The organism is Flavobacterium sp. FlaQc-48 (assembly GCF_044007335.1).
Classification (GTDB): Bacteria; Bacteroidota; Bacteroidia; order Flavobacteriales; family Flavobacteriaceae; genus Flavobacterium.
This window is the reverse complement of the sequence record NZ_JBIPCR010000003.1, coordinates 332,209-350,997: the sequence shown is the minus strand read 5'-3', so window position 1 is coordinate 350,997 and position 18,789 is coordinate 332,209. Positions and strand designations below refer to the sequence as shown.

The 18,789-nt window shown below is 32.1% G+C and carries 19 protein-coding genes; 17 read left to right on the top strand and 2 right to left on the bottom strand.

Features of this window, described 5'->3' with window-relative positions; all coding sequences use genetic code 11:
• The first annotated feature begins 15 nt into the window (after positions 1-15).
• The 3 genes from ACHRWY_RS06885 to ACHRWY_RS06875 all read left to right on the top strand — a co-directional run bounded on the left by ACHRWY_RS06885 (position 16) and on the right by ACHRWY_RS06875 (position 3,680).
• Entirely contained in the window at positions 16-957 is a 942-nt protein-coding gene (locus tag ACHRWY_RS06885; RefSeq protein ID WP_395353519.1) for a TonB family protein, read from the top strand.
• A 157-nt stretch (positions 958-1,114) separates the two neighbouring features.
• Positions 1,115-1,381: a 30S ribosomal protein S15 gene (rpsO, locus tag ACHRWY_RS06880; protein ID WP_134147936.1), complete on the top strand. Its 267-nt coding sequence runs from the start codon at positions 1,115-1,117 to the stop codon at positions 1,379-1,381.
• A 163-nt stretch (positions 1,382-1,544) separates the two neighbouring features.
• Positions 1,545-3,680, top strand: coding sequence for a polyribonucleotide nucleotidyltransferase (locus ACHRWY_RS06875; protein ID WP_395353518.1), 2,136 nt, complete (start codon positions 1,545-1,547; stop codon positions 3,678-3,680).
• A gap of 126 nt (positions 3,681-3,806) precedes the next feature.
• Here the strand turns inward: ACHRWY_RS06875 and ACHRWY_RS06870 are convergent, their stop codons facing one another.
• Positions 3,807-4,409: a CDP-alcohol phosphatidyltransferase family protein gene (locus ACHRWY_RS06870; protein ID WP_395353517.1), complete on the bottom strand. Its 603-nt coding sequence runs from the start codon at positions 4,407-4,409 to the stop codon at positions 3,807-3,809.
• A 2-nt stretch (positions 4,410-4,411) separates the two neighbouring features.
• Entirely contained in the window at positions 4,412-5,152 is a 741-nt protein-coding gene (locus tag ACHRWY_RS06865) for an LA_2272 family surface repeat-containing protein (RefSeq protein WP_395353516.1), read from the bottom strand.
• Between the two features lie 103 nt (positions 5,153-5,255).
• Here ACHRWY_RS06865 and ACHRWY_RS06860 point away from each other — a divergent pair, with 103 nt between their 5' ends.
• The 14 genes from ACHRWY_RS06860 (at position 5,256) to ACHRWY_RS06795 (ending at position 18,691) form a co-directional block, all read left to right on the top strand.
• Positions 5,256-6,218, top strand: coding sequence for a hypothetical protein (locus ACHRWY_RS06860; RefSeq protein WP_395353515.1), 963 nt, complete (start codon positions 5,256-5,258; stop codon positions 6,216-6,218).
• A 234-nt stretch (positions 6,219-6,452) separates the two neighbouring features.
• Positions 6,453-6,878, top strand: coding sequence for a hypothetical protein (locus ACHRWY_RS06855; RefSeq protein WP_395353514.1), 426 nt, complete (start codon positions 6,453-6,455; stop codon positions 6,876-6,878).
• A gap of 409 nt (positions 6,879-7,287) precedes the next feature.
• Positions 7,288-8,745, top strand: coding sequence for an ATP-binding protein (locus tag ACHRWY_RS06850; RefSeq protein ID WP_395353513.1), 1,458 nt, complete (start codon positions 7,288-7,290; stop codon positions 8,743-8,745).
• A 148-nt stretch (positions 8,746-8,893) separates the two neighbouring features.
• Positions 8,894-9,037, top strand: a complete 144-nt coding sequence (locus ACHRWY_RS06845) for a hypothetical protein (RefSeq protein ID WP_395353512.1) — start codon at positions 8,894-8,896, stop codon at positions 9,035-9,037.
• A gap of 47 nt (positions 9,038-9,084) precedes the next feature.
• Positions 9,085-9,222 (top strand): hypothetical protein, encoded by a 138-nt coding sequence (locus tag ACHRWY_RS06840; protein ID WP_395353511.1) that lies wholly within the window; start codon positions 9,085-9,087, stop codon positions 9,220-9,222.
• A gap of 49 nt (positions 9,223-9,271) precedes the next feature.
• Positions 9,272-9,412 carry a hypothetical protein gene (locus ACHRWY_RS06835; protein WP_395353510.1) on the top strand — a complete coding sequence of 47 codons (141 nt, stop codon included), beginning with the start codon at positions 9,272-9,274 and terminating at the stop codon, positions 9,410-9,412.
• Positions 9,413-9,485: 73 nt separating this feature from the next.
• Positions 9,486-9,629, top strand: a complete 144-nt coding sequence (locus ACHRWY_RS06830) for a hypothetical protein (protein ID WP_395353509.1) — start codon at positions 9,486-9,488, stop codon at positions 9,627-9,629.
• Positions 9,630-9,885: 256 nt separating this feature from the next.
• On the top strand, positions 9,886-10,632 hold the full coding sequence (locus ACHRWY_RS06825; protein ID WP_395353508.1) for a LytR/AlgR family response regulator transcription factor: 747 nt from the start codon (positions 9,886-9,888) through the stop codon (positions 10,630-10,632).
• A gap of 192 nt (positions 10,633-10,824) precedes the next feature.
• Positions 10,825-11,076 (top strand): hypothetical protein, encoded by a 252-nt coding sequence (locus ACHRWY_RS06820; protein ID WP_395353507.1) that lies wholly within the window; start codon positions 10,825-10,827, stop codon positions 11,074-11,076.
• Positions 11,077-11,271: 195 nt separating this feature from the next.
• The gene (locus ACHRWY_RS06815) at positions 11,272-11,991 is read left to right on the top strand and encodes a hypothetical protein (protein ID WP_395353506.1); all 720 of its coding nucleotides are present in this window, start codon (positions 11,272-11,274) and stop codon (positions 11,989-11,991) included.
• Positions 11,992-12,010: 19 nt separating this feature from the next.
• The gene (locus tag ACHRWY_RS06810; protein ID WP_395353505.1) at positions 12,011-14,752 is read left to right on the top strand and encodes a carboxypeptidase-like regulatory domain-containing protein; all 2,742 of its coding nucleotides are present in this window, start codon (positions 12,011-12,013) and stop codon (positions 14,750-14,752) included.
• 5 nt (positions 14,753-14,757) lie between these two features.
• Positions 14,758-15,984, top strand: coding sequence for a DUF4249 domain-containing protein (locus tag ACHRWY_RS06805; RefSeq protein ID WP_395353504.1), 1,227 nt, complete (start codon positions 14,758-14,760; stop codon positions 15,982-15,984).
• Entirely contained in the window at positions 15,972-17,708 is a 1,737-nt protein-coding gene (locus ACHRWY_RS06800; protein ID WP_395353503.1) for a hypothetical protein, read from the top strand. The genes ACHRWY_RS06805 and ACHRWY_RS06800 overlap by 13 nt, the downstream gene beginning before the upstream one ends.
• 119 nt (positions 17,709-17,827) lie before the next feature.
• Positions 17,828-18,691 (top strand): RNA polymerase sigma factor RpoD/SigA, encoded by an 864-nt coding sequence (locus tag ACHRWY_RS06795; protein ID WP_007804760.1) that lies wholly within the window; start codon positions 17,828-17,830, stop codon positions 18,689-18,691.
• Positions 18,692-18,789: the final 98 nt, after the last annotated feature.

The window sequence follows — 18,789 nt, the reverse complement described above, 5'->3', positions numbered from 1 at the left end:
TAGAACAAAAGATCAATGAAAAAAACTTTTTATTTCCTGTTAGTATTGCTACCAATGTTCCTTTTTTCGCAAAACGCATCAGACAAAATCGTGTATTTTGATTCGATTGGAAAAAATGCTTCAAAAGAAAACCATAACTCTTATAGAATTATAAAAGATTATCATATTGAAAAAGATTTATATCAAATTAAAGATTACTATAAGTCTGGCGTATTAAAAATGGAAGGAAATTCTAAAACGAAAGACGGGTTCTCTAAAGAAGGCAAATATGTTTACTTTTATGAGAATAGAAATAAAAAAAGAGAAGAAAATTATATCAAATCAAGATTAAACGGAAGTTTTTTAGAATGGTATGAAAATGGTAATCCTAAATTAATTGGAGAATACGTTGAATATGAAAAAGAACTTAGCTCAGATTTAAAAATTTATGACTTCTGGAATTCCAAAAATGAGCATGCAGTCAAAGACGGAAATGGTCTTTTTGAAGAAGATCGGGAAAATTTCTCGACAAAAGGAATTTTAAAAAATGCACTTAAAGATGGTGAATGGAAAGACTTTAATAAGATTACAAAATATCAATACATTGAAACCTACAACAAGGGAAAGTTCATTTCCGGAAAGAGCATCAGCGCTAATGGAATAGAAAATCAATACGATGCCCGGGACACAAAACCATTACCTAAAAAAGGAATACCTGATTTTTATAAATTCATCGGGGCTAATTTTGTAAAAACAAAAGAAGCTGCAGCCAATAAAATAGCCGGAAAATTAATTGTTCAATTTGTAATTGAAAAGGATGGTAAAATTGTTGAGCCAAAAATCCTAAAATCATTAGGATATGGCCTGGATGAAGAAGCTATTAGAGTAATTACCAACTATGAAAACTGGATTCCGGCTAAACAAAGAGGCATCCCTGTCAGAGTTCACTATACAATACCTATAACAGTAACAAATTAACAAAACAATAAGGCTATAAATTCCTCAAACATAAAAATCAACACTCTATTTTAAGATTCTTTTATTTTTGTTTGATTCTTTTGTTTTTTTAGACTAATTTTGCACCCGTCTTACAAAAGCTGTATGACATACATAAAAATCATTAAATAATATTGGAATGTATTTAACTAAAGAAAAGAAAGAAGAAATTTTTGCACAACACGGTGAAGCAACAAACACTGGAAAAGCAGAAAGTCAAATTGCATTGTTCACTTACAGAATTTCACACTTAACTGAGCACTTGAAAAAAAATCGTCACGATTACAACACTGAGCGTTCACTTGTACTATTAGTAGGTAAAAGAAGAGCTTTGTTGGACTACTTGAAAAAGAAAGAGATCAACAGATATCGTGAGATTATCAAAGTATTGAATATCAGAAAATAATCAATATAGAAAAGAGGTGCGAGAGTGCCTCTTTTTGTTTTTACATTACAAGCATTTTATAAGAAAAAAAGTTTGGTTTTTCATTGGGTTTTAGATTAACAACAACTACACACAACAACTACAACACAACTAAAACCCATTGTATAACCAATAAGGAAAAATTATGATTCCACAATTATTTGTAGAAAAGATCGATTTAGGTGATGGCAGAAGCATCACAATCGAGACGGGTCGTTTAGCCAAACAAGCTGACGGGTCGGTAGTAGTAAGAATGGGCGACACGATGATACTTGCAACAGCAGTATCTGCACGTAGCGCTAACCCAGCGGTAGATTTTTTACCATTAACGGTAGATTACCGCGAAAAATTTGCAGCAGCTGGTCGTTTCCCGGGAGGTTTCTTCAAGAGAGAAGCTCGTCCAAGCGATAGCGAAGTATTAACAATGAGATTAGTAGACCGTGTTTTACGTCCGCTTTTCCCAGACGATTACCACGCTGAAACACAAGTTATGATTCAGTTAATGTCTCATGACGAAACTGTTATGCCGGACGCTTTAGCTGGTTTAGCAGCATCTGCAGCATTAGCAGTTTCAGACATTCCGTTTTATAACTTAATTTCTGAAGTTCGTGTTGCACGTATCGACGGAAAATTTGTTATCAACCCAAGCAGAGAAGACCTGGAAAAATCTGACATCGACATGATGATTGGAGCTTCTTTGGACTCTGTAGCAATGGTTGAAGGAGAAATGAAAGAAATCTCAGAAGCAGAAATGGTAGAAGCTATCAAATTTGCTCACGAAGCTATTAAAGTTCAAATTCAGGCACAATTGCGTTTGCAAGCCGCTTTTGGTAAAAAAGAAATTCGTACTTACGAAGGTGAGAAAGAAAACGAAGAAATTTACAAAAAAGTAAAAGCTGCTGCTTACGATAAAATATACAACATTGCAAAAGTTGGATCAGCTAAGCATGAAAGAACTGCTGCATTTGCTGAAGTAAAAGAAGAAGTAAAAGCTTTATTTACTGAAGAAGAATTAGCTGCTGACGGAGATTTAGTTTCTAAATATTTCTACAAAACAAACAAAGAAGCTGTTCGTAACGTAGTTTTAGAATTAGGAGTTCGTTTAGATGGTAGAAAAACTACAGATATCAGACCAATCTGGTGTGAAATCGATTATTTACCAAGAGTTCACGGTTCATCTTTATTTACACGTGGAGAAACTCAGGCTTTGGCAACAGTAACTTTAGGTACATCCAGAGAAGCTAACCAAATTGATTCTCCATCTGAACAAGGTGAAGAGAAATTCTATTTGCACTATAACTTCCCTCCTTTCTCAACCGGTGAAGCAAAACCTCTAAGAGGAACTTCAAGAAGAGAAGTTGGTCACGGTAACTTAGCTCAAAGAGCTTTGAAAAACATGATTCCTGTTGATTGTCCTTATACTATTCGTATTGTTTCTGAAGTTTTAGAATCTAACGGTTCTTCTTCTATGGCTACAGTTTGTGCAGGAACAATGGCTTTGATGGATGCTGGTATTCAAATGGTAAAACCAGTTTCTGGTATCGCTATGGGATTAATTACCGATGGAGAGAAATTTGCTGTATTGTCAGATATTTTAGGTGATGAAGATCATTTAGGAGATATGGACTTTAAAGTAACCGGAACTGCTGACGGTATTACTGCTTGTCAAATGGATATTAAAATTGATGGTTTACGTTATGACATTATGGAGCAGGCTTTAGGGCAGGCACGTGAAGGACGTTTACACATTTTAGGAAAATTAACTGAGACTATCGCTGCTCCAAGAGCTGACGTTAAAGCACATTCTCCAAAAATCATTACCAGAACTATTCCTGGAAACTTTATTGGAGCATTAATTGGACCTGGTGGAAAAGTAATTCAGGAATTACAAAAAGCTACAGGAACAACTATCGTAATCAACGAAGTAAATGAAGAAGGTGTTATCGAAATCTTAGGTACAGATCCTGCCGGAATTGAAGCGGTATTGGCTAAAATTAAGTCAATCACTTTCAAACCACAAATGGGAGAAGCTTACGAAGTAAAAGTAATTAAAATGTTAGATTTTGGAGCCGTAGTAGAATATACTGCTGCGCCTGGAAATGAAGTTTTATTACACGTTTCTGAATTAGCCTGGGAACGCACTGAAAATGTTACCGATGTTGTAAACATGGGCGATGTATTCCAGGTGAAATACCTAGGTGTTGATCCTAAAACCAAAAAAGAAAAAGTGTCCAGAAAAGCACTTTTACAAAGACCTCCACGTGAGGAGAAAAAAGAGTAATCAGATCTTAGTTTACTAAAGGTTTATTCATAGAAAACCCCAATTCTTTTATTTGAATTGGGGTTTTTCGTATTTATCGCTTTCATTCATAACAAAACTAACTCCTTGGTCGATTATTAAAACAATTTACCCATTAAACCATTTGTGCCGTTTAATTGATCTTCCATCCCGAATTAAATAAGCATGATAAGAACTTGGAACATCATGCGTCCATTTAGGTAAAAAATAAATGATCAGGTAAACATCAATATGTCCTGTTATGCCAAAAAATACGGCGAGAAAAAAAGGAATTCCGGCATGACCAAAACCAATCATCGAAACAAATGCAATCAACAATGTTACTCCCCATAATTTAGATAAAAAAGCGTGCGTACATGTTTCTTTTCCAAATTTTAGAATACTAAAAACATACGTCAGGCCTTCCATTACAAAAATTGAAATAATAGCATATTGATGCTCGATAATTATTTCAGGATTTAACAACCATGCACACCAGCCTGCACAAAGCCAAAAAACCAAATCAACCTGACTATCCATCCTACGCAATTTTTCTGATGATACACCAACCTTCCGTGCAATAATACCATCAAAAATATCTGTCAACAATCCGAATATCATTAATGATACTAAAATCATCCTAACGTAGACAAAATTACTATTCGCAATTAAAATCATAACAAAGCCTAATAGTAATCGAATACCAATAAGAAATAAAGGAACCTTTTTCATGATTACCAATTTAAAAAAGGCATCACCCTTTTATTATTAACATTCCAAATCCCTAACTGAAAACCTTTTGAATTTGATTTATTCAAAATTCCAACCTGCAAACCTCTATTTATTCTGGTTTGATTAAAAACCCCGATATGCAATCCGCTTAATTGATACGATTGATTGTAGATTCCAATTGTCGAACCAGACAAATTATTATTCGCATTATAAATACCTACTGAAAGTCCGTTTTGATGATCTGCAATTGTTCCTAAAACAGTAACCGAAAGACCATTAAAATTGTTGAATTTGTTTCCGGCAGAAATATTTAATCCATTCATACTCGTTGTGGTAAAAAAGCATCCGGAACTAATATTCAATCCGTTTAATTTTAAATCAGGAGTATAGTTCATATTCTTAATCCTGTAATCTTCCTCAGTAGTTTTTATAACTTTAATTTTATTATTTTCTATTATTTTATCAAAATACATTAATGCCATAAAAACATATAATACCCCAACTGCAGGCGCCGGATTTGCTTCTATGTTTAATCCATTTATTGATTGATGCTCTATATTTTTATTATCAATATGTCCAAAACCAAGTACCAGCCCATTTACTTTATCTACTTTTCTCGACATTGGCGAAAGACTAAAAATCTGCGAATGTACTGCAACAGAATCATTTTGAATTTGGATGAAATCCTGACCGTAAGAGCATCCAAAAACAAAACTTAGCACTACTAAAATTGATATTTTCATAAATCATTATTTTAAAATTACAGGACAAACCTATTGCAATTATCACACACGAATTTGCTTAAATCAATAAAACTATTTCTTATATTTGTGATTATCGCAAATTATGAAATATCAGGAATCATTTTTAAAAGCAATTAGGAGTAAAATCCCAAAATCAGTTTCTATAATAGATGAGATTGCTTCCGTTTTAGAAATTAGCTATGACGCCTCTCATAGAAGAATCTCTGAAAAAAGTAAATTTTCGATTGATGAAACCATAAAACTGGCAGATCATTTCAATATTTCTCTGGATAATTTATTTTCGAAAAAAGAAAAAGTTATTGTTGAGAAAACAATCGAAATAGAGACCTTAAAAGATATGCATCAATATTTCAGGACATCAGCAGAACAAATCGAAATATTAACTAAAAATCCCCAAACAACACTCTTCTATTCCGCCAAGGATATTCCATTATTTTATTTTATGGACGGAACGATCTTATCAAAGTTCAAAGCTTTTGTCTGGCTGAACCTTTTAAATACAAATCAGAAAAAAGTTTCGTTTGAGAATTTTGTTATCGAAGAATCTTTTACCGAGTTTATGCAGAAACTAAAAAAAGCATACGAAAACACCTTTGTAAACGAAATTTGGAACGACACAACAATAAACAGCAGCCTACAGCAGATCCTGTACTTTTATGAAGCTGGGTTACTTGATTTAAAAAGTGCCAATGCACTTTGCAAAGACTTAAAAAGAATTATCAGTTTGATACAGGAAAAATGCAACAAACCCAATACTAATTTTGCTATTTATTACAACGAGCTGATTTTACTAAACAATAATATGCTCATTGAAACCGATGAAAAACTGACCATGTTTGTTCCTTATACGTTACTTGGTTATTTTATTACTGACAATGATGACAGTTGCAAAAACGTTCATCAGTTTTTTAAGCAACAAATTAGCAATTCAAAACCATTAGGGCAATCGGGTATTAAAGAACAAAATTTGTTCTTTAACAGAGCCATTAGAAAGATCGATTATTATATGGAAAAAATAAACTCGCAAGTTGATCTGTTTTTTTAAAAAATACATTTCGCTAAAAATTTATTCATAGAAAATCCCAATTCAAACAAATGAATTGGGGTTTTTCGTTTTTCCTCAAGACAGTAATAACAATGCAACTGGTAGAAGAATTAAGGGCTGTGTTTTTTAACGCGAATAAAACTAAAAAAAATACATTAAATTCATCTGTTATTCAAAGAAAAAAAATAACTTTATCCCACCAAAAATAGAAACATTAACCCTAAAAACCCTATTATGAGCTTAAATCTTATCCAGCTTACAAAGATCAACACAAAAGATTTTAAATTTAAAGACCTCAAGAATCTAACTTTTCCAATTCCTCCTCTTGCTTCAGCAAACTTTTTTAACAATGGTGATGTAAAAACATTAAAAATTTGTGCAACTTTATACGTTAATTCTAAAGAATCAGCAGATCCTACTTTTGAAAATCCTATAGAAAATGGATCTAATTTAGAAATTTATTTTGACTACATATGGGACAAGCATAGCCCTAAAACTTATGATGTTTGGTATGTAGAGCTCGATTACACTTCTAAAACAGTTGGAAACATCACAGAAGTTATATCTTATTTGAGAAATATAGGTCCAACAAATGTAGGCGGCGGAGATGGAGAGGACCCAACAATTTCTCGAGGCACAAAAACAAGCGTAGGAGTTTAAGCCACAAAAGCAATTCTCCTCATTTATATTATTTTTATTGATAACTGCTATTTTTTACAAACATGATGATTATTAAACTCAAAATTCGAACATCGTTAATAAAATAACATCATGGGGATTTTATAAAATGTCAATAATGATTCAAAAAAAAAACAACTTTCTTTTTCTTTTTCTTTTTTTAACGTCAATAATCTTCTCACAAAATGAAAAAAAATTAAATTATTTTGAGATTGCTATTCAAAAAAAAGCAACTTTATTAAAGAGTGAAATCAATTTCAACAAAGCACAATACTTTTTTTTAAAAAAAGAATGGGATTCGACGTTAGTGTATTCCATGAAACAATTGAATACGAAATCTGATCTAGAAACAAAAGAATATTGTCATTACTTTAGAGGCTATTCATTAATAATGAAAGCACTCTACAAGCAAGCAAGTATTGAATTTGGATCAATAAACAAATCATTCCAATATTATTATCTAGTTGATAATAATATTGGAGTATTGTTTTATTATGAAAAAAAATTTGAAAAAGCAATTGTATTTTATTTGAGAGCCGAAAAAGGAATTTTAAACCATCAAGATGAAGATGAAATAACTACTTTGTATGCAAATATCGGAATATGTTATGTACACTTAAAGCAATTTGATAAAGCAGAATTTTATTTAAAAAATGATGCAATTTTAAACCCTAAACAAGTTACAAAAAGTGCTGTTCGAGCTAATATAAATATCGCTAATTTTTATTACGCACAATATAAAGACCAACAAGCCATATACTATTTTCAGAAAGCTTATACCTTATCTAAAAATATAAAGGATTTTGACTTAAAACAAACCACAGCCTTCAACATGGCTATTGTAGAAGAGAATAGAGGTAATTATAAAAAAGCACTAGTCTATAGAAAAGAATCCACCCAATGGAAAGATTCTCTCAATAATCAAAACAAAATCTGGGCTGTCGCTGATTTTGAAAAAAAGTTTGCGGTAGCGCAAAAACAAAAACAAATTAAAGTACTCGAGGTCGAGAATAAACTTAAAAATACAGAACGTAACAGTTTATTTTTTGCCGCAATAGGCTTACTATTAATTTTAACCGGAGGGGTTTACCTATACGGTCAAAAAGTAAAAAATGCGAAAACTATTCTACTTCAAAAGAACAAACTCGACGAACTCAACGCTACTAAAGATCAGTTATTCTCTATTGTAAGTCATGATTTAAGATCGTCTGTAAATGCTTTAAAAACGAGTAATGCTAAATTATCTGCCACACTCGAAACAAAAAATTATGATGAACTTCACCAACTTATCATACAGAATAGTACGATTGCCAATGGCGCTTATAGCTTATTAGACAATTTATTGCATTGGGCAATGCTCCAAACCAAACAACTGTATTTTCACAAGGAATCTATTCATTTGTATTCTATCGTACAGCAAATCGAATACAACTATAAACCTTTACTGCTGGACAAAGCGATTACTTTTGAGAATTCGGTTTCGAAAAATATTTTTATTTATGTAGATCTTGACTCCTTAAAAATTGTACTCCGAAATTTATTAGACAATGCTATTAAATTTTCTAACGAAAAGGGCAAAATAAGTTTTTACACTCAAGAAACCACCCCTGATTTCTGTGATCTTGTAATTGAGGATAACGGAATTGGAATGAGCGAAAACACGATTAAAGAACTCCTACAAGAAGGAGAACTTTTAGCTAAAAAAAGCAACTCCGAAATTATAGGAACTGGTTTAGGCATGCAATTGTGCAAACAAATGATCAAAAAAAACAGCGGAACCTTGACTATAGAAAGCGAGATTAACAAGGGAACCAAAATGATATTGAGTTTCCCAAAAACAATTACTTAATAAACTTTCTACAGGCAATCTTTATTATTTGCCTTAATAACATGAGGCAAATCAATAAAAACATTTCATTCTAAATTACCCTACATTTTTTCATATTCGTCTTCTTTTTTTATTTATTTTTATTTCTATAATCAAAAAATAAAACACCATGAAAAATAAAACCATGCAAACACAGCAAAAAACATCAACACTGAAAAACTTCACTGCTCTTTCAAGAAAACAACTACAAGTTATTACAGGAGGAGAAGATCCTAAAACATCAAGAGGGACAAAGACTAGTGTAACAACATAATTTAAAACCAAATCAATAAGACAGATAAATTAAAAAGACAACTGATCATGAAAAATAAAACAAACACTACAAAAATATCAAGCCTTAAAAACTTTACTCCTCTTTCTAGAAAACAATTACAAACTATTGCAGGAGGAGAAGATCCAAAAACATCTAGAGGTACAAAAACAAGTGTTGGAGATTAATTCAAATGAATTAAAAGATCAGGAATTATTATAACTAAAAAATCACACCATGAAAAATAAAGCATCACAAACCGCAAACACTTCAGCACTAAGAAATTTCACTCCTCTTTCTAGAAAACAATTGCAAACTATCATAGGAGGAGATGATCCAAAAACTTCGAGAGGTACAAAAACAAGTTTAGGAGATTAATTCAAACAAATTAAAAGATCAGGAATTACTATAACTAAAAAAAGGAATTACTATAACTAAAAAACAAAACACCATGAAAAATAAAACCATGCAAACACAGCAAAAAACATCAACACTGAAAAACTTCACTGCTCTTTCAAGAAAACAACTACAAGTGATTACAGGAGGAGAAGATCCTAAAACTTCTAGAGGTACAAAGACAAGCTCAGGAGATTAATCTAAAAACAAGTACTTCTGGCTTTAATAAAACTCCAATCTTTCTTACAAAAGAAAGATTGGAATTCAACCCTCGTTATTCTATAAAAAAACAAATATACCCGCCCAAATGTTTAGCCAATAAATTATAGCAACTACTTTATTTTAACAAATACTCTTAAAAAACACGATTTAAACAATTCTTTTCTCTATAATAATTCTTTACTTTACTTCATTAAAATACCACATACATACTTGCTCCCCAAAAACAAGAAATCATGGATAATATTAATGTTTTAATAATCGAAGACACTCCTGAGCAAAGCGATGCACTTGTCAAAGTTCTGATCGAGAACAATTATACCATCACAGGCGTTGCCGCCAACTTTACAGATGCATTAAAACTTTTTTATGAGAATACGATCGATGTCATTATTATCGATGTTTTTCTGGACGGAAAACCGGACGGAATTACTTTTGCAGAATCTATCAATATTATTCCCAATGCTTCGAAGCCATTTGTTTTCCTGACCAGCTCACAAGACCGTCAGATTTTTGAAAGGGCAAAACTCACCAAACCTTTTAGTTTTTTATTAAAACCTTTTAATGAGCTTGAAATTCTTTACGCTATCGAAATGGCCGTAGAAAAATTCTATGTTCAAACGAATGTCTTTATGAGCGAAGAACAGGACACTGTAATTAGTGATGATTACTTATTTATAAAAAAGAAAAATTCGCTAAAAAAAGTAGCCATAAACGAAATTCTTTACATTGAAGTCGAAGAGCGTTATTGCAATATCATTACCGAAAAAGAAAAATTTGTAATTCAGATTTCCCTAACGAAAATAAGCAATCTGCTGGACAAAAATAAATTCGTAAAAACCCATCGAAACACTATAGTAAATACGGATAAAATCGAAGAAATTATCCTGGCAGACAATCTTATTATTCTTAAAGGAGATCACAAAATAAACTTAAGCGATACGTATAAAGATTTTTTAAAAAAAATGAATATCCTGTCTTAATCCAAACAAGACAACAATACTATAAATCCTCTCCCTTACGAGAGGATTTTTTTTATTATGAAAGAAATATATAAGTCCATTAAGAGGTTTTGAAAATTTCATGACAGGAAAAATGGCTTTCATGACATTTTTAGCGTAACGCAGAAAAATCAAAATTACTTTTATCCCAGGAAAACTCAAAAATAAAATTAGATGAGAACTGCGCTAAACAGACAACAAGACATGAAAATTTTATCAATTTTAAAACAAATAAAAAATAATCCTTGGGTTGGTATTGCTATTTCATTAACACTCATTATTCCTAGTTTATATGAAATTCTCGACGATATCACCGTACTAAGAAAAGAATATATATTACTGATTCTTGCCTTTCCACTCTATTTAAAATCATTAAAAAAAATATTCGATGACATCTTAGATACTTCTGATGATTATTCCGATTAGATCATAATTTTTGCCCTTTTTTTAGACAAAACACCTCAGCTTAATCTTTTAAGTCCAGGTGTTTTTTTATTTCATAGCATTTATCCATATCGACTATCAACTAAAAAAAATAACATTTTTTAACAATTATATACGACAAATTAACATTTTTTTGATATTTTTGAAAACCATAAACCAAAACAAACCACCAAACCTTTGAAAAAAAATCAAAAAAAACTCCTTCATTTTGTTTTATTTGGAGTATTCTTAAATATTTACACCTCTTATTGCCAAAGCAACAATGAAATTTCATTGTACAATTCTTTTGACAAAAATATTGGCGTAGAAACATTAGATTTTGAGAATGGCCCGGCACATCTGAATTTTGAAAAAACCATCAACAATCAGCATCGTTATTATATCTCTGAAGATTTTAAAAAAGGAAGCATTCACTATAACAATCAGGATTATTTTGATTTACTATTAAATTATGATATTTATAATGATGAACTTGTGTTAAGGCCTTATGGTGAATTAAACACAACCAAAATTAATCTTATCAAAGAAAATATTGACTGTTTTAAAATAGGAAATGAGAAGTTTGTTAATCTAAAAACAATAAACACTACAAGTTTCAAAAAGGGATATTATGAAGAAATTCCAACAGGAAACAACATAACGCTTTTTATAAAATATTATAAAGAGAAGAAAAAAACCAATAAAGCGGAACTTGACCTAATAGAATTCATTCCCAGACATGATTTTATACTATTAAAAGAAAATAAATTTTACCTGATAAATGATAAAAAAGAAATCATAACATTATTTCCAAATAGCAAGAAAAAAATAAATGATTTCTACTTTACCTATAGGAGCTTAAAAAAGGACGACAACCCATTATTTATGAAGAATCTATTGAAATATATTAATAATTAAAACCTGTGAAATTATCCAAATGAGAATATTTACCATCCTTTTATTATTTTTCGGTTTTAATCAATTAATCTATTCACAAGATCAAAAAAGCAACATTAGCCTTAATTATAGCAATACCAGCAGAATTGATGTTTTAAAAAAAATAGAAGCCTCTACCGGCTATCGATTTTATTTTCAGGAAGACTGGTTTGATAAGAATGTTCTAATCTCCGGAGACTACTCCAACAAGAGCATACAAGACATCTTAAACAAAGTCTTTGAAGATACCGATCTTAATTTTTTTATCGATAAAAACAAAATCATCTTAACAAAGAACAGTATTATCAATGACAAGTTTCAAAATGACAAGTCAAAAAATAGTAATGTTCCAATCTTTTTTCAACAGTATGATCCTATTAAAAAGAATAAGGGCGAAGAAGAAACTGCTCCAATCGCTTTAATCGGAAAAGAAACTATAGGTTCTGAAGTTGATCTATACACGCTTTCCGGGCATATAACCGACTTGAAAGACGAAAAACATTTATCGGGCATAACGGTTAAGGTAAAAAATACTGCCATCACAACCACCACAAATAGCGAAGGGTTTTACAGCCTTAAACTTCCCGAAGGATTAGCGACAATAGAGATCGAATCTATATTGTACAATAATACATCCCGAAAAATAATGATTTACAGCAACGGAACTTTGGATTTTTCTATCATAGAAAAAATAAACCAATTGAAAGAAGTTGTCGTAAAAGGCAAAAACAGTCAAAACATCAGAACTGCCATAACAGGAGTTACTACAATCGAAGCCGAAGGTGTAAAAACAGTTCCTTTAGTGCTTGGAGAAAGAGATGTCCTGAAAATTGCCTTAACTATTCCGGGAATTAAAACTGCCGGTGAAGGTTCTTCAGGCTTTAATGTACGTGGAGGAAAAGAAGACCAGAATTTAATGCTGCTGGATAATGGAACGATATACAATCCGGCTCACCTTTTTGGATTTTTCTCTTCTCTTAATCCCTACACAATAAACAAAGTTGACATTTACAAAGGCGGTATACCATCTGAATTTGGCGGCAGGCTATCATCTGTTTTTGATATCACTTCTAAAAACGGAAACACTGAAAAATTTTCCGGAGAAGGAGGTATTGGCCCTGTAACCAGTAATCTTACAGCTTCAATTCCGGTTGTAAAAGGAAAGGCAAGTTTATTAGTAGGCGGAAGAGCAACCTATTCGGACTGGATTTTAAAATCATTAGATGATGAAAACCTAAAAAACAGTCAGGCTTCATTTTATGATTTGTTTGCAAAATACACCCACAAAATAAACAAAAACAATGCTGTCGAAGGTACAGGATATTACAGTAAAGACAAATACAGCATCACTCCAGATTCATTGTATCAATACAGCAACCGTCTTATTTCTTTAAAATGGAAACATTCTTTTAATGAAAAAAACACTAGCGAATTGAATGTCTCTAACAGCGAATACAAATTCAGTATCAATTACGAATCGGCTAATCCGGAATCCTTTATTTTTAAATATAAAATAGACGAAACTCAGGCAAGTTTGAAATTTAATAGTGAACTAAACAGTAAACATAAATTCACTTACGGTATCGCAAGCAAACTGTATAAAGTAAATCCCGGCGAGATAAATCCGCAAGGAGCATCAACGGTAACCCCCATAAAAATCGATAGCGAAAAAGGACTGGAATCAGCCGTATTTTTTTCTGATAAGTTTAAAATAACCGAAAAACTTCTTTTGGACATTGGCGCAAGATATTCTTACTATGCAGCCTTAGGAGAATCCACTCAAAAAGTGTATCAGGATGGCGTGCCTAAAACTCCTTCGACTGTTGTAGAAGAAAAAAAATATGGCAATAATGAAGTAATTAATAGTAATGGTGGTTTTGAACCACGTGTTGCTTTACGATATATTTTTGATGAAAGCTTATTTGTAAAAGCTGGTTTTGATAAAAATTACCAATACATTCACTTATTAACCAATAATACTACGCAATCACCTACAGATACCTGGAAATTATCTGATCTGAATGTAAAACCTGAAAGCGGGTTACAATATTCTTTGGGTATTTTCAAAAAGCTGGATTATCAGGATATCGAGTTAAGTGTTGAAGGGTATTATAAAACATCAAAAAATATACTCGATTATAAAGTTGGAGCAAACTTACTTTTAAATAAAGATTTAGAAACAGAGTTGTTACAAGGTGACGGAAAAGCGTATGGTGTTGAATTTTTGCTAAAAAAATCAGTTGGAAGGCTTAATGGATGGATTGGATATACGTATTCCAGAACATTTATAAAACTGGACAGTCAGTTTAATGATGAGAAAGTAAATAATGGTGCTTATTTTCCAACCAATTTCGACAAACCTCATGATGTAAGTGTGGTAATGAACTACAAAATTACGCATCGTTACAGTTTTTCTTCGAACTTTGTATATCAGACAGGAAGACCAATAACCTATCCTATTGGAAAATACGAGTACAATGGTGCCTCATACACACTTTATAGCGACAGAAACAAATACAGGATACCAGACTATTACCGATTAGACATTGGGATAAACATCGAAGGAAACCATAAAATAAAAAAACTGGCACATAGTTTCTGGAATATTTCTGTGTATAACGTGTTAGGGCGCAATAATCCTTATTCTATCTTTTTTGTAACAAAAGAAGGTCAGGTAAAAGCCTATCAAACTTCTATTTTCTCTGTTCCAATACCAACTATTACTTATAATTTTAAATTTTAAAGGTGATGAAAAAAGTCTTTCTATATAGATTTCTTATAACATTAATTCTCTCATCGGTATTGGGGTGCACGACTCCATACCAATATCAAACTAACGGATTTGAAGATGCTGTTGTAATTGAAGCAACACTTACGAACCAATTTAAAAATCAAGAAGTAAAACTATCGAGAACTTATAAGCTTGAAGAAAAAACGCCCACTTTTGAGAGCAAGGCAGTCGTTTTTATAACAGACGATATTGGCAATAAATATGACTTTAAAGAAAATGGGGGATTGTACGTTTCATTAAATCAATTTCAGGCCAGTCCGGATCGCACCTATCAATTGCACATTCGCACAAGCAACGGAAGATCTTATATTTCAACTACAGAGAAGTTACCACAACAAACTCAAATTGACAAATTAGAAGCTAAATCTGTAACAAAAAACAATGATCTTGGTGTCGAAATTACACTAACCAGTACAGACCCAACAAACAATTCGCGCTATTACAGATACGAATACGAAGAAACATACAAAATTATTGCGCCAAAATGGTATTTTAAAAAAGCGGTTCCTGTACTTTTTGCTGCCGGTTCAAACCCGAAAGGAAGAGTTGATCTTATAGAAAGAAAAGAAGAAGCCAGAATTTGTTTTTCAAGTAAAAAATCAAATGAATTAATTTTAACAAATACGAATCAATTAGCACAAGATAAAGTAACTGATTTTCCTGTCAGGTTTATTAGCAGCAAAGATCCAATCATCAGGAGCCGATATAGCATATTAGTAAAACAATATGTTCAAAATCTGGCAGCTCATACTTTTTTTGAAACGCTAAAAGAAATATCAAATACAGGAAGCATTTTATCCCAAACACAACCAGGCTTTTTTTACGGTAATATTAACCCCGTTGACAATCCCGGAGAAAAAGTAATTGGTTATTTTGATGTTTCTTCTTATTCAGAAAAAAGATTATTTTTCAATTTTACAGATATTCTTCCCGGAACACCAACTCCACCATATCCATACGATTGTCCAGCTCCAATTCCCGAAGATGATATCAAAAATTATCTATTTAAATATTGTTTTGGTCAATCATCGATTTGCCAGGGAGATTTAATTCTTGACTTACTGGGTACAGGATTAAAAACTTACTTTCCTGACGAAAGCGGGGATTATATTTTGTACCCTATAGAATGCGGAGACTGCACTTCATTTTCATCAAACATAAAACCATCATTTTGGATAGATTAAAACATATAGTACTTATAGCTTTAGCCTTTAGTTTTCAGCAAATTTCTTTTGCCCAAAAAAACAGTAGCATAACTGAACTAAATGAAATAGACAAAAAGCTAAACGAATCGCTTTATATCAGTACAAATGCTAACTCCTATTTAACCGGAGAGACTTTATTGTATCAGATTTTTTGTATCAGCAAATTAACCAGCAATACATCAAACTATAGCAAAGTTGCCTATTTACAACTTATAGACAGCAATAAAAAAACCGTTTTTACTCACAAATTGTTTCTGGAGAATGGCGTCGCCAATAGCGATTTTTTCATCCCAACAACTTTAGAAACGGGAAGCTATAAGATAATTGGATATACCAACTGGATGCTCAATAAAAAAGCTGCAGAATATTGTAGCATTGATATCTATATCGTAAATCCATATAAAGATAAACCAACCAATACCATTTCTCAAAATGAAATTTCTCCTACAGGAATTGTATCTGACGACAATATCTCTTTTGACCTAAAAAGTAAAACCTATAACAATCGGGATTTGATAGAATTAAAAATCAATACGAATTCTGATGATTTTACCAAAGGCAATTATATGCTTTCGATAAGAAAAGAGGACGGCTTTTTAGCTCAAAATAAAATAAACTTTAAACAACTTCAGGAGGTCAATGCTGGCAGGAATTCTGATAACGAAATAAAAAATACCGAATTCCTATTACCAGAATTGCGTGGTGAAATAATTTCAGGAAAAATATCCTCAACCAGTACAGAAATCAACAATAAAAAAATTGCTCTTTCTATTGTAGGTAAAAATTCTAATTTAAAAATAACTAAAACAGATTCTGAAGGTAAATTCATTTTTAATCTGGAAAAACCGAATTCAGGTTCTAATATAATCATTCAGGTTCTGGAAGACAATAAACAAGATTACACCATTGCAATTGACAAACCAAAAGAGATAGATTTCTCAAACCTGACATTTCCTGCTCTTCAGTTTAATTCACAATTCAAACAAAATATTTCCGAAAGACTAATCGCAAGTCAAATCGAAAATGCTTATTACAACATCAAAAAAGACAGTTTATTAGCTTCTGCTGATACTATTCCTTTTTACAGTACGCTATCAAAAGAATATAAACTGGATGCCTTTACAAGATTCCCAACAATGGCAGAAACCATGACAGAAGTGGTTGCCGGTACATACTATTCAAAAGACAAAAACAATTATACTATTCACGTTTACGACTACGATCCAAACTACGAATCTCAATTGCCTGCACTAATCGTTGTTGATGGATTAATCCTGGAAGACCTTACTGAACTTTTTGCATACAATCCTAAAAACATCCATAAAATTAATGTTATAAAGGGAATCTACTACTATGGAGCAAAATCGTTTAATGGTGTAGTTGTTTTCACAACTAAAAACGGAGATTACGATACTAAACTTAAAGGCAACTTTATTCTAAGGCCTGAACTCTTACGCCCCCAATCTAAGAAAGAATATTTTCAACCGGATTACGCCAACAGTAAAAATGCCCGGATTCCTGACTACAGGCATCAGTTATTATGGTTACCAAAAGTGGATTTAAGCAATCCTGATTCAAAAATCGCATTTTATGCATCAGATGTATCTGGTAAATTCGAAATAATATTAGAAGGATTCTCTGCCAGCGGAAAACCAGTTTTTATTAAAGAAACGATAGAAATCAAAGACTCCAATATTAATTAAAAGCCTAATATTAGAATGATAAAATATAAATTTTAAAAATTAAATATTTTTTTTGTAACCTTTTCGTATCTCTTTACGTATAACTACTTGTACACTTAAAAATTGAGGAGACAAAAAACATGAGACAACTTAAAATCACCAAGCAGGTAACCAATCGTGAAACTGCATCGTTAGACAAATACCTACAAGAAATTGGAAAAGTTGACCTAATTACCGCTGATGAAGAGGTAGAATTAGCACAAAGAATAAAGGCCGGTGATCAAAGAGCTTTAGAAAAATTAACAAAAGCCAACCTACGTTTCGTTGTATCGGTTGCTAAACAATATCAAAATCAAGGATTAACTCTTCCTGACTTAATTAATGAAGGAAACTTAGGTTTAATTAAAGCGGCCCAACGTTTTGATGAGACTCGTGGTTTCAAATTCATCTCTTATGCCGTATGGTGGATTCGTCAATCGATTCTTCAGGCTTTGGCAGAACAATCCCGTATTGTTCGTTTACCATTAAACAAAATTGGTTCTATCAATAAAATCAACAAAATGTATGCGTTATTAGAGCAATCTAACGAGCGTCCGCCTTCTGCTGAAGAAATTGCAAAAGAACTAGACATGACTGTAAATGATGTAAAAGAGTCAATGAAAAACTCTGGCCGTCATTTATCTATGGATGCTCCGCTTGTTGAAGGAGAAGATTCTAACCTTTATGACGTTTTACGTTCTGGAGAATCTCCAAACCCGGACAGAGAGTTAATTCACGAATCATTGCGTACTGAAATCGAGCGTTCATTAGAAACATTAACTCCAAGAGAGGCAGATGTTGTTCGTTTGTATTTTGGTCTTGGCGATCAACACCCAATGACTTTAGAAGAAATTGGAGAAACTTTTGACTTAACCCGTGAACGTGTACGTCAGATTAAAGAAAAAGCAATCCGCAGATTAAAACATACTTCAAGAAGTAAAATTCTTAAAACTTATCTTGGGTAATCACCCCAAAAACCAATATAAAATTCCAAATTCCAAATATTGGGATTTGGAATTTATTGTGAAATTACGTATATTGGGTATTAAAGCAAACAACAGTT

Excerpts from the sequence above, each read along its gene's own strand:
- ACHRWY_RS06840 (WP_395353511.1), top strand. The coding sequence starts at position 9,085 with ATGAAAAATAAAACAAACACTACAAAAATATCAAGCCTTAAAAACTTT.
- ACHRWY_RS06810 (WP_395353505.1), top strand. The coding sequence starts at position 12,011 with ATGAGAATATTTACCATCCTTTTATTATTTTTCGGTTTTAATCAATTA.
- ACHRWY_RS06825 (WP_395353508.1), top strand. The coding sequence starts at position 9,886 with ATGGATAATATTAATGTTTTAATAATCGAAGACACTCCTGAGCAAAGC.
- ACHRWY_RS06795 (WP_007804760.1), top strand. The coding sequence starts at position 17,828 with ATGAGACAACTTAAAATCACCAAGCAGGTAACCAATCGTGAAACTGCA.
- ACHRWY_RS06805 (WP_395353504.1), top strand. The coding sequence starts at position 14,758 with ATGAAAAAAGTCTTTCTATATAGATTTCTTATAACATTAATTCTCTCA.
- ACHRWY_RS06850 (WP_395353513.1), top strand. The coding sequence starts at position 7,288 with ATGAAAGCACTCTACAAGCAAGCAAGTATTGAATTTGGATCAATAAAC.
- ACHRWY_RS06865 (WP_395353516.1), bottom strand. The coding sequence starts at position 5,152 with ATGAAAATATCAATTTTAGTAGTGCTAAGTTTTGTTTTTGGATGCTCT.
- ACHRWY_RS06860 (WP_395353515.1), top strand. The coding sequence starts at position 5,256 with ATGAAATATCAGGAATCATTTTTAAAAGCAATTAGGAGTAAAATCCCA.
- ACHRWY_RS06820 (WP_395353507.1), top strand. The coding sequence starts at position 10,825 with ATGAGAACTGCGCTAAACAGACAACAAGACATGAAAATTTTATCAATT.
- rpsO (WP_134147936.1), top strand. The coding sequence starts at position 1,115 with ATGTATTTAACTAAAGAAAAGAAAGAAGAAATTTTTGCACAACACGGT.
- ACHRWY_RS06875 (WP_395353518.1), top strand. The coding sequence starts at position 1,545 with ATGATTCCACAATTATTTGTAGAAAAGATCGATTTAGGTGATGGCAGA.
- ACHRWY_RS06835 (WP_395353510.1), top strand. The coding sequence starts at position 9,272 with ATGAAAAATAAAGCATCACAAACCGCAAACACTTCAGCACTAAGAAAT.
- ACHRWY_RS06885 (WP_395353519.1), top strand. The coding sequence starts at position 16 with ATGAAAAAAACTTTTTATTTCCTGTTAGTATTGCTACCAATGTTCCTT.
- ACHRWY_RS06870 (WP_395353517.1), bottom strand. The coding sequence starts at position 4,409 with ATGAAAAAGGTTCCTTTATTTCTTATTGGTATTCGATTACTATTAGGC.
- ACHRWY_RS06855 (WP_395353514.1), top strand. The coding sequence starts at position 6,453 with ATGAGCTTAAATCTTATCCAGCTTACAAAGATCAACACAAAAGATTTT.
- ACHRWY_RS06830 (WP_395353509.1), top strand. The coding sequence starts at position 9,486 with ATGAAAAATAAAACCATGCAAACACAGCAAAAAACATCAACACTGAAA.
- ACHRWY_RS06845 (WP_395353512.1), top strand. The coding sequence starts at position 8,894 with ATGAAAAATAAAACCATGCAAACACAGCAAAAAACATCAACACTGAAA.